Consider the following 11,017-nt stretch of genomic DNA (forward strand, 5'->3'; position numbering starts at 1 on the left):
TTCTTGGTCATGGTAAACTCCTCGTTGAGTCGTTAGTTTACCAAGTTTACTTGTACGGTTTCTTCAGCATAGCTCAATGTGTATATCAACTGACAATTATAGAGTACTAGCTCATTCTCCAAAACCTTCAATATTTGAAACTAGTCTTTTATCAAGACTTAAACAACACTTTAAATCGAATTACTTTTGAGGTTTTTTTCGGTTGGATTTAGCAGTATTATCAGTTATTTATATAGGCTGAAAAGTAGAAAACATGTATAAAATTTCTATAAAAAAACCGTCTATCCTATCACTGATAAACGGCTTTTTTGTTCATAAAGGACAGTGTTAAAATCTTATCTACCTGTTCAATTTAGTTTGCTCACTCTCATTTGTATTCGATAAATAATATGGAACTAATAAGTCGCTAGCTCAAGACCAATACCAGCACCAATATCGCTAGAGCGATTATCGAAATCAACTCCCCATACTCTAGTCTTCACTTTAGTCATAGGCTGCAACTGATGCTCCCAAGAGACGTCGATAGCAGTAAGCTTGTCAGTTCTTGGAAAGGCTTGGTTATCTGCCTCCCCAGTACGAGAGTCTAACTCTCCTGACTGATTGACTTTAGCGTGTTGTAGTTTGGCATGAATGAAGTTACGTCCGTCGAGCCATAATCGACCGCCGACCGCGACACTCTCAGTATCACCGCCTAGCGCATAGCCTAATGGGAAGCCTTGCTGATAATAGCCATCTGTATAAATACTATGGTCGTAAGAGATACCTCTTACCTCACCACTAGTACTGGTATCTGTATACTCCGCATACAGCTGGTAAGGTTTGCCGTAAGCAGCAGACGCATAATCAACACCGGCTAAATACATGTTTTTCGCTGGCAAGCCGCCTGCTTCATCTTCACCCACATATTGAGCATAAACGCCAGCAGGCACGTTGATTAGTGAGGCAAGCTGCACTTTGGCGTCGAAACCGCCCAGTTGATTCGCTGGATCACCGCCTTCACGACCACCATTGTCTTTAGTTCCCAAGATTGCATCGCCAAATGAGCCAATGCTATCCGGACGACCTTCACCGCCCCACATAAAGGTACGTGAAGCACCGACTTCTAACCATTCCCAAGGACTAGCCGTCAGCCTTGCGCCAAACAGCTTAGCATCAGGAATCGCCTCATAATCCTCTAGCTGACCGGCAAATAGCTGATACTGCCAAGGTCCAACCCACGATAAATATGGGGATGTCGGCACAGTTTGTTGATCACGCTGCATGGTAAAACCTGCGACCGGCAAACTTGCATCGCCTCGAATAAGGCTACCATCATGCCCAGGTCCCCACCACGTTGGAATTTTACCCGCTATCAACCACTGATTGGCTGCGGTGCCAGCAAGGTACGAGCCCTCAAAGCTAACATCTGAGCTATCATCGATAAGTTTGTCATTTTTTAAATTGGCTTGTAAATTAAACTCCCACTCTGCTTCGCTAAGCGACACGCCAACGCTTGCTTGCTGACCCGCAAGTTGATCATCAGCAAATTTTTGTGGTAGCTGTTCTCTATCGGTTTGTATATGCAGGGCAGCTGACCCTTTTACCACTGAGTCGCGGTTTTGATTCAATCGCGTTTGTACCGACTGTAGGATCTGCTGCTGCGCTGGCGTCTGGGCATTAGCTGTATTTAAAGCACGTTTGATCTCATTAGCTGTCAGCGGCCAAGTACTGGTGCTAATCTGCGCGACTCCTTGAGTATTCAGCCAGTCAAGATCTGCCTTAAGCTTGAGATCGTTCATATACAGGTTTTGTGCAGATGCTAGCATCGACACTGATGATAAGACACCAAAACCCAATAAAATACTTAGCTTCTTGTACATGATCAAATACTCTTCGGTTATAAAGCGTTTATTATAAATGCCAATGGTTTATAAATACTATGGGTCAAACATCAATTTGCATTAACGTAACTAAATTTAACTTAACTCAACAACTGATATCTTATTGATTATGTATATTCGCAAATACGCTATCAATCGCTTGTACAGTTTTCTTAATCTCGTCTTCCGTCAACGTTGGATGCACAAGAAACATCAAGCTGGTTTCGCCGAGCTGTTTTGCAACTGGTAATCTACTTTCAGGACGTAAATCTGTATCATCAAACGCTTTTTCCAGATATACCTCAGAGGCGGATCCTGAAAAACAAGGCACTCCTAAGTCATTTATCTCTTGAATAATACGATCTCGTGACCACTCTTTAGGTAGGTTATCTGACTGCACATAGACGTATAGCTTATAATAAGCGTGGGTCGAATCTGCAAACTGCGCTGCTTCTTCTAATCTTGGTACAAAAAGATAGCCTTTGCCTTCCCATTTAGCACAGGCATCTAGGATAGCTTGAGCATTAGCCGTACGTTTGGCGGTCCACTCAGGCATTCTCGTTAATTGAATACGACCAAGCACTGCTTGCATTTCAGTCATGCGCCAATTGGTACCAAAGCTCTCATGTAGCCAGCGATAGCCTGGTGGATGCTGTGTCTCATAAACCGCAGCGTAGCTCTTACCATGATCCTTATACGCCCACATTTTGCGCCATAGCGCCTCGTCGTTGGTAGTGACCATGCCACCTTCACCTCCAGTGGTCATAATCTTATCTTGGCAAAAGCTCCACGCGCCAATATGGCCGATACTACCGACGCTACGACCCTTATAAGTTGCACCATGCGCCTGCGCACAGTCCTCAATCACATAGAGATTGCGCTCATCAGCCAATGCCATGATACCGTCCATATCACAAGGCCACCCTGCCAAGTGCACACAGACGATGCCTTTAGTTTTATCCGTCAATACCGCCGCGATCGACCCAGGCGTAATATTACCGGTTGCTTCATCGACATCAGCAAAAATCGGGGTTGCTCCCGCATTAACCACTGATGAGATACTCGCAATAAAGGTACGCGGCGTGACGATTACTTCATCGCCTGCGCCGATATCTAACGCTTGTAAGGCAACGTCTAATGCCAACGTACCATTACCCATTGCAATGGCATATTTGCTATCAGCCCATTTAGCAAACTCAGCCTCAAACTGACGACACTCTTGCCCTGTCCAGTAATTTACCTTGTTGGATAACAATACTTGACTGACCGCATCCGCTTCTTCTTGAGTAAAGCTTGGCCAAGGTGAAAATGGGGTGTTTAACATGATAGAGCTACCTTTAATTAATAACAATTAGTACTTTAGAAGAGGGTAAAATTAAGGTGTATGTAGTTAATGTGGCTTAGTGCTTGCTGGAACACCCATAACAGTTGTATTACTAGATACGTCTTTAATAACAACTGAACCAGCTCCAATAATAGAGTCAGCGCCTATTGCTATTAATTGACGCACACTGGTTCCAACACCTACCCAGGCTCGATCATCTACCACAGTACCACCTGCTAACCGTGCCCCTGGGCAAATATGAACAGCATCTCCTAAAGTACAATCATGCCCAACGCTGCTACAGGTATTTATAATAGCACCTGAGCCAATGATACAGTCTGGGTTAATAACTGCACCAGCAACAATAACTGAGCCTAAGCCTATTTGTGTGTATCTACTGACTGTAGATGAAGGATGAATTAAAGTGATGATCTTTGCGCCAGCACTATCGAGTTGTTGAAGCTTTTGTTGTCTGATTTTATTATTACCAATAGCAACAATAACACCATCATAAAGCTTTAAGTTATCGAGAAGCTTTTGTGTGTCCCCAATGATTTGCCATGCTCCATTGTTTTCTTGCTCAGGCCAAGCATCATCGAAAAAAACAATCTTTTCCCAACCCGTAAGCTCAGCAATATCTGCTAAAACTTTTCCATGACCACTAGCACCTAGTATGGCTAGCATGATTTTTCGCTACCGGTAAAGCGAGTCATAGTAATGTTATCACTAGCATTAACCCCTTCTTTAATGATTACTTTTTTTAAGGTAAGGATAATTATTTTTAAATCTAGCCAAAAAGATTGATTATCCACATACCAAGTATCAAGCTTAAATTTCTCTTCCCAACTAAGCGTATTGCGACCATTTACTTGAGCCCAACCTGTCACGCCAGGACGTACATTGTGTCGGCGTGCTTGCTCTTCATTGTAAAAAGGTAAGTAGTCCGTGAGAAGTGGGCGAGGTCCTACCAGACTCATATCACCTTTAAGTACATTCCATAATTCAGGTAACTCATCTAGGCTTGTTGAGCGTAGGAAGTTACCAAACTTAGTATGCCTTAGTTCATTTGGCAGGGGATTGCCTTGTTGATCAAACGCATTCAGCATGGTACGGAACTTAACCATCTCAAAAGGCTCGCCATTTAAGCCAGGTCGAGTTTGTTTGAATAAAACGGGTGAGCCTAGGTTTTTACTAACTTTATAGGCAGTGATAGCATATATAGGAGATAAAGCGACTAAAGCAGTAGTCGCAACAGTGATGTCGAAAAGGCGTTTTATCATTTATAAGCCCAACATATTTATCAATCGTTTATTTACTTTATCAGCATCAAATTTTTCTTGAGCTATTTTATAACTTTCATAACCCATTTTTTTAATATCTTCAGGATTTTCTATAAAATAAATCATTTTTTCTGCTAACGCTTGTGGATTCCACTTCTCTACCAAAAACCCGTTTACACCGTCCACCACTGTCTCGCGACAACCTGGAACGTCGGTAGTAATTACAGCACGTCCAATAGCCATTGCTTCTTGAGTACTACGTGGTACGCCTTCACGATAATAAGAAGGAAGAACAAAAACACTAGAGTTTCTTATCCATTCCGATACATTATTAACATGCCCCGGATACTCTACAATATTAGCTTGAGTAACCTCCTGCAGCTCTTCTTCTGTTAACGCTCCTAACGCTTTTTTATCTATGATACCTAACACAATGAACTTAGCATTAGGATAGCTATTCCTTACTATTTTGGTCGCAGCTATATAATCGTGAATGCCTTTTTCAGCAAGTAGTCTTGCTATAAAGATAAAGGTTGGTTGTGTAGGATAAACACTTGAGTAACGATAATCTTCTAAGTTTAGACCAATACCTCCTAACACCTCTACCTGTTTAACTTTTATCGAATATTTGTCCAATAAGTCTTTAGGATCATCAGAATTTAGAAATATAATCTTATCTAGTTGCGGCAGTGCTATCTTATAAAGAAGAACTTGGGCTTTTTTAATAACTCGAGTCTTTCTACTGACTTGATTTGGCTGTTCCGTAAAGGTGTAGCCCAAACCTTCTAGCATACCTATTACTTTAGGCACTTTAGCTAGTTTAGCTGCCATAGTGCCAAAAATTACTGGCTTAGAAAAATAACAGAATACTAGGCCTGGTGCTATCTTTTTAATCTTTTTAGACAGCTCATAGATTGACTTTATATCTGCTAAAGGACTAATACCACCACGGCTTAATTTATAGGTCACTGGTATAACACCTGAAGATTCTATTAGGCTTAATTGCTCTTTTGAATATTCTGAAGTAAAGGCATAAACAGTATGCTTTTTCTCAAGTAAAGATTTAATTAAGTCAGCACGAAACCCCAAAAAGCTACTGGCTACCGTACCTATAATAACGATTTTCATTTTATTACAACCTTTGTTCTCTTAGAAATTGACTCTTTAATCTTAGAATATAAAAAAAGCTAATATATATTGCAAAATAGTTATGCATTCTCAATCGAACCGCTGTGCCTAAGTTATCATTACCGATTAGCCAGATACTTGCGTACAGAATAAAAAATATGATTAGAAAACGTACAAAACTATCCGCCCATTTTATATTTTTAATAACATATTTAAGCATAAAAAAGAAAGGAATTGTCTCAACGATTAATATAACAAGGGATAATGGATTTGCAATATATAGTCCAAAAAGCTGCCCCAATGCGCTCAATATAAAGTTAGGAATAAATAGTATAGGGTTAGAGAAGTCTAAGCCTAAAGTTGTCCCAGCTTCGAGTTGATCAAACCCTTCTCGATATTCAGTAATAGCATCAAAAACCCCAATGTAATTAGCTATAAATAATGCTAATAAATATAAAATCGATAAAGTAAATACTCTTCTTTTTGTAAACTTAATATTCCATAAAAATAGAGCACCAATAAATGCTACTCCTAAATAAGGTCGCAATGCTGCTAAAAACCATCCTATAGCTAAAGAAACTAAGAATAAAGAAATAAACTTTAAGCTATGATTAGTAGTTAATGCAGCTTTCACCACTAAACAGCCGATCAGAAAGCAGAGCACCATAAAGACATCACGATAGACGTCAAAAGAAAAAAAATACAGGGTTGGGTACAATAAGCATATTAGAAAAATATAGAAGTAATACTTTTGGTTTGTACTTAGCCTAATCCCGGCCAATCTAGCTACGATAATAGGAATAACTAACAAGTTCAAGAGAAGAAATATATATGATATAAACTCTCTAGAATAAAGATCTATACTATTCAAATATCTAAGAATCACCGGCCATATGCTTACTGCAACATCTACATATCCTTGGGCATAAGCATTATAATAATTTGCATCACTACCTCCACCAAGCGAAAATCCTATCATCCGATTTTTTACCAAAATATAGAGTATTATTTTAATAAAAAATAAAATTATTAATGCTAAAATGAGAGCTGTATTAGGTACTCTATTATAGAAATGTCTTTTATACTTCATTGTAAATCTTCAGCCACTTATCAGAGATAAAATTCAAGTCAAACTTACTTTTAACATATTTCTGTGTCAATACACTTTTGTCATTGTCTTGAAAACTGTCTTTAATAGCGTCGGCTAAAGCTACTGGATCTTTTGTAGGAACAATCTTACCGTAAGCACCTAAAATCTCATGAACGCCACTAACATCAGTAGATACTACTTGAGCTTGACAAGCTAGTGCCTCAATCAGTACTGTAGGCAATCCTTCATAGTCTGAGGACAAAACAAATACATCACAAGCGCTCATAAGTGTTGGTACATCATTACGTCTGCCCAATAAAATGACATTATCACTTATATTTAATGTTTTAATCAATTGCTCAATCTCACTCTGCAACTCTCCTTCACCAGCGATAAGCAAAACAAATGGTGTACTAGATTGCTTTTTTATAAAATTAATAGCATTTAATAAGTTAAAGTAATTCTTTTGAATGTTTAAACGACCAACGGCTAAGATTATTTTAGTATCAATAGATAAGCTCAATTCTTTTACTATGGTCTTTTTTGCCTCAGAGTTATAGGTAAAATTCGTAAAATCTACTCCATTGTAAACAGTCAACATACTATTTTTGGGAACGGCATGTACTGCTTCAAACGCGGCAACAGCAGTATTGCTTACATTGGTGGTTAAGTTCGCTAAGCGATCTGTCACTCTGTAAGAAAGCATTCTTACAGCACCGCCCTCATTGCTATTGTGAGCGGTACATATAAGTTTACTCATAGGCGTTATCAGTCTAACTAAACGAGTTAATATATTAGCGTGAACCATGTGAGCATGGATGATATCAGGCTTAAAGCCCTTAATGATCTTAGATAAAGTAAAATAGGCTTTAGGTAATGTTACTGCGTCAGTCAATCCAATGCTAAGTAGCTCGATTTCGTTAGCAGGTTGAGTTATCACCTCACCCGTAAGATAAGCTATCTTAACCTCATGACCTTTTTCAAACATTGCATCTGCAAGGTCACAGACAACACGTTGTGCTCCGCCCTGTGTTAAACTTGTAATTACATAAAGTATTTTCATCACTACACCTAAGACAACACTAATTTCAGATCACTATATGCTTTCAATTAAACTAGTCCACTGATTAATTATATTTTGTGGCTGATAAACTTCTGCTTTTTCTTTACTTCTAGCACCAATAACTTTTCGCTGCTCATTATCGTTCATTAAACTAATGAGTGATTTTGCGAGTTGGTTAACATCGTTTCGAGGTACTAATACAGAACCTGTGTGTTCTAAAACTTCTGCTGGTCCAGTATCACAATCAAAGCTAACTACTGGTAAACCGAAGGCTAAAGTCTCAAGTAGAACCATAGGAAAACCTTCAAAACGAGAACTCAAACAAAATATCTCAGCTTGTCTATAATATTGACTAATATCATCCGTATTACCCACCAACTCCACACTGTCAGCTAATTCGTTTTTCTCAATGAAATCTGTTAGCTGAGCCCTATCTTCACCTTCGCCAACTATTTTCAGCTTCCAATTTGTTATAGATAGATTTACTTGAAGCCAAGCCTCAAGCAACATATCAAAACCTTTAATGTGTGTTAGCCGACCAACAGCTAATACTATCTTTATATTTTCCTCTTTAACGAATTTCTGAACGGGGAAAGGGCAAGGATTAGCGATAGCTGTTATCTGTGATTTATGTTGAGTACCTTGTAACCAATAGTCTTTATCTCGTTCCGTTAGAGTAACTACAGAATCACAGTAACGTGCGGCCAACTGTCGAGCAATCCGTCTTCCAGACTTGCCTAAATCATTATTAAAGTTAAAATGCTCCCAGCATATATGCTTTACTGGCAAACCTATAACTGCAGGTAAGGTAAATAGAACGGACATAGTTTCTACGACTATTAACGTATCCACCTCTTCTTCTTTAAGTAGCTTTCTTATTCTATTGATAATATTAGGGGTGCGATAGAAAGTACGACCTATGGTATCAAATAGCGGAACAACTTTAATATCATTATTCAACGGAAAGAAGGGTTTGTTCCCACATGAAATACTGGCTAATACGATCTCATAGCCTGCTTCAGATAGACCATTAGCAAGCATAGAACCTACTCGTTCAGTACCGCCAGTGTTATTGAAGTTACTACCTAATATTAAAATCTTCAAGTCAGCGACCTTATTTCGTAAGAAAACATAAAACTAGATAGCCTTTTTAGACTTTGTTGAATTTAAAAACTTATAGAGCTTTATTGGATAACTCATATGCAGTAAATCAGATAAAATAACTAGTTTATGCTTTAAAGGAATATTTTTGTCCTCTAAAAGGTATTTAGTAGATTCAGGAAATATATTTCTCTGGGTTTTTTGAGAGTTTAACAGAACCATAACTTTGTTTTTATTTTTAATATGTGCGATAAATTCGTTACTATATATGTCCTGAAAAATATTACAGACTTTATCGGTTACTTCTATTGATGATGAGATAGAATCGCTAGATATATTATTTGTATATGATGAGGCAACTAATCTATAGTAGTAAACATTCTCATTTATAATAGATATTTTAACACAATCTTTTTTCAATACTTTTGACAAAAATAGCTTATCCTCCATATAGTTTATACTTTTATCGAAGGATATATCTCTACAAAGCTCTGTTCTTATTAATTTATTACATAAACTAGAATGATACTTTCCAGTGAGTATATTACGAATAAATTCATACTTATCACATGTATAATGTGTTATAAACTGATCTCCAAGGCTACATTGTTCTGTATATGCACCTACAGCGATATCTGACCCATTATCAGTAATTGATTTATACAAATATTCAATTGCTCTTTCTGCCATTAAATCATCTGAGTCACAATGTATTACATACTTACCCTGTACAACTCGTAAACCCCTGTCTCTAGCAGCTGCTACTCCTGAATTGACTTGAGTGATTAGCTTAAACCTAGTATCTTTCTTGCAAAACGATCTGGCGATATTAGCACTACTATCTGTAGAACCATCATTTATTAATATTACTTCCAGATGCTCGTAGGTCTGAGATGCTATGCTTTTTAAACAATCACTCAAATAAATTTCAGCATTGTATATTGGAACTACTATTGAAACTAACTCATTATTAGAATTCATGAGAGTTACCTAATTTATATTTTAAATTCATACATTACTTTACTTTTATTTTTTTAATTTTGATAAAAAATATATTAATTTTTGTTTAGATCCTATCGGTTTACCATAACTAAAGGCGACATTAGCATAGTGTAAAGCTTCAATAGGATTTTTAAAAATTATTGATCTTATGAAAACTAAATACACAGTCTTTTTTCTAAAAAGAAGCTCCTCTTTATCAAAATAACTTTCAGCTTCAGCTTTATCGAGAAATACCATGGTATTATAGAATCTTTTTTTTGCATCCCCACCTCTAGAAAGAGAGTTCTTCCTCATAAAAATCAAAATACCACAACTGTCAATAGCTTTACATTTCTTATTATTTTTTATAAGCCTTATAATAAGATCATTGTCTTCATTGTTATGGAGATTTTCATCATAACCTCCTATTTCTTTTATAGTTTCCGATTTAAAAATATAACTACAACTACCCCCTGGAATTCCTTCAACAACTTTACCAACTTGCGATGTAGTAGCTAACCCATCTATACTTGCAAAAGAATCTTTAACCCTTTTGGATGTCATATTTGAGCCATAAACCCCAAAATAATCATTGTTTAAATCTTTTATAGCATTAAACTTATCCAGCAAATTATTTGAAAGCATCTGGTCATCTGCATCTAAAAAAGTCACAAACTCTTCGCTTACATGCTTAAGTCCAAGGTTTCTTGCACTTGAAGCTCCTCCATTTTTCTTTTTAAAGTAAGTAACTTCAATTCCACTATCATTATTTAGATATTTATTAGTTATTTTACATGCATTATTATCATCTGATCCATCGTCAACTATTATCAATTGAGCTGGCAATAATGTTTGAGATATTACTGAATTTATAGCTGCAGCCAAATATTCAGAATCATTATATGTTGTTATTATTACGGTAATAGGGGCGTTTTTCATAGTATAGTGTATTCCCAGAATCATATTGATTTTGCAACTTAATGAACATATTAATTAAAAAATATTTAAATACTAAGTTTTTTGGCTATAATAATATTTTTCACTTAATATATTTCTATTACTTATATAAACTGAATATTTTTTTAGTAGTTCTCAGTATGTCCCTTTGACAGTCACTGACCCCTGCCGTCAATCCCGTAGAATTAAACTTGGGAGATTTTAGTTACGCAGCTTGACGATAATAATCAAACC

At 37.1% G+C, this 11,017-nt stretch carries 10 protein-coding genes; all 10 read right to left on the reverse strand.

What is annotated here, in order from left to right; genetic code table 11:
- Positions 1 to 395: 395 nt before the first annotated feature.
- Entirely contained in the window at positions 396 to 1,859 is a 1,464-nt protein-coding gene (locus I3249_RS12545; RefSeq protein WP_238070180.1) for a capsule assembly Wzi family protein, read from the reverse strand.
- Positions 1,860 to 1,980: 121 nt separating this feature from the next.
- Positions 1,981 to 3,183 carry a DegT/DnrJ/EryC1/StrS aminotransferase family protein gene (locus I3249_RS12550; protein ID WP_238070181.1) on the reverse strand — a complete coding sequence of 401 codons (1,203 nt, stop codon included), beginning with the start codon at positions 3,181 to 3,183 and terminating at the stop codon, positions 1,981 to 1,983.
- Positions 3,184 to 3,249: 66 nt separating this feature from the next.
- A complete protein-coding gene (locus tag I3249_RS12555) occupies positions 3,250 to 3,867 on the reverse strand; it encodes an acetyltransferase (protein WP_238070182.1) in 618 nt (205 codons plus the stop codon).
- On the reverse strand, positions 3,861 to 4,463 hold the full coding sequence (locus I3249_RS12560; protein ID WP_238070183.1) for a sugar transferase: 603 nt from the start codon (positions 4,461 to 4,463) through the stop codon (positions 3,861 to 3,863). The genes I3249_RS12555 and I3249_RS12560 overlap by 7 nt, the downstream gene beginning before the upstream one ends.
- A complete protein-coding gene (locus tag I3249_RS12565; RefSeq protein ID WP_238070184.1) occupies positions 4,464 to 5,591 on the reverse strand; it encodes a glycosyltransferase family 4 protein in 1,128 nt (375 codons plus the stop codon). It lies immediately after the preceding gene.
- Between the two features lie 4 nt (positions 5,592 to 5,595).
- Positions 5,596 to 6,681: a hypothetical protein gene (locus I3249_RS12570; RefSeq protein ID WP_238070185.1), complete on the reverse strand. Its 1,086-nt coding sequence runs from the start codon at positions 6,679 to 6,681 to the stop codon at positions 5,596 to 5,598.
- Positions 6,671 to 7,744, reverse strand: coding sequence for a glycosyltransferase (locus I3249_RS12575; RefSeq protein WP_238070186.1), 1,074 nt, complete (start codon positions 7,742 to 7,744; stop codon positions 6,671 to 6,673). Before I3249_RS12575 ends, I3249_RS12570 begins: the two co-directional genes overlap by 11 nt.
- 33 nt (positions 7,745 to 7,777) lie before the next feature.
- Complete coding sequence (locus tag I3249_RS12580; protein ID WP_238070187.1) at positions 7,778 to 8,848, reverse strand: glycosyltransferase family 4 protein; 1,071 nt, start codon at positions 8,846 to 8,848, stop codon at positions 7,778 to 7,780.
- A 33-nt stretch (positions 8,849 to 8,881) separates the two neighbouring features.
- Positions 8,882 to 9,826 carry a glycosyltransferase family 2 protein gene (locus I3249_RS12585; protein WP_238070188.1) on the reverse strand — a complete coding sequence of 315 codons (945 nt, stop codon included), beginning with the start codon at positions 9,824 to 9,826 and terminating at the stop codon, positions 8,882 to 8,884.
- A 45-nt stretch (positions 9,827 to 9,871) separates the two neighbouring features.
- Positions 9,872 to 10,765 (reverse strand): glycosyltransferase family A protein, encoded by an 894-nt coding sequence (locus I3249_RS12590; RefSeq protein WP_238070189.1) that lies wholly within the window; start codon positions 10,763 to 10,765, stop codon positions 9,872 to 9,874.
- Between the last annotated feature and the right edge of the window lie 252 nt (positions 10,766 to 11,017).

It is taken from the genome of Psychrobacter sp. Ps1 (genome assembly GCF_022129425.1).
Classification (GTDB): domain Bacteria; phylum Pseudomonadota; class Gammaproteobacteria; order Pseudomonadales; family Moraxellaceae; genus Psychrobacter.

Excerpts from the sequence above, each read along its gene's own strand:
- I3249_RS12585 (WP_238070188.1), bottom strand. The coding sequence starts at position 9,826 with ATGAATTCTAATAATGAGTTAGTTTCAATAGTAGTTCCAATATACAAT.
- I3249_RS12550 (WP_238070181.1), bottom strand. The coding sequence starts at position 3,183 with ATGTTAAACACCCCATTTTCACCTTGGCCAAGCTTTACTCAAGAAGAA.
- I3249_RS12575 (WP_238070186.1), bottom strand. The coding sequence starts at position 7,744 with ATGAAAATACTTTATGTAATTACAAGTTTAACACAGGGCGGAGCACAA.
- I3249_RS12590 (WP_238070189.1), bottom strand. The coding sequence starts at position 10,765 with ATGAAAAACGCCCCTATTACCGTAATAATAACAACATATAATGATTCT.
- I3249_RS12565 (WP_238070184.1), bottom strand. The coding sequence starts at position 5,591 with ATGAAAATCGTTATTATAGGTACGGTAGCCAGTAGCTTTTTGGGGTTT.
- I3249_RS12545 (WP_238070180.1), bottom strand. The coding sequence starts at position 1,859 with ATGTACAAGAAGCTAAGTATTTTATTGGGTTTTGGTGTCTTATCATCA.
- I3249_RS12560 (WP_238070183.1), bottom strand. The coding sequence starts at position 4,463 with ATGATAAAACGCCTTTTCGACATCACTGTTGCGACTACTGCTTTAGTC.
- I3249_RS12570 (WP_238070185.1), bottom strand. The coding sequence starts at position 6,681 with ATGAAGTATAAAAGACATTTCTATAATAGAGTACCTAATACAGCTCTC.
- I3249_RS12555 (WP_238070182.1), bottom strand. The coding sequence starts at position 3,867 with ATGCTAGCCATACTAGGTGCTAGTGGTCATGGAAAAGTTTTAGCAGAT.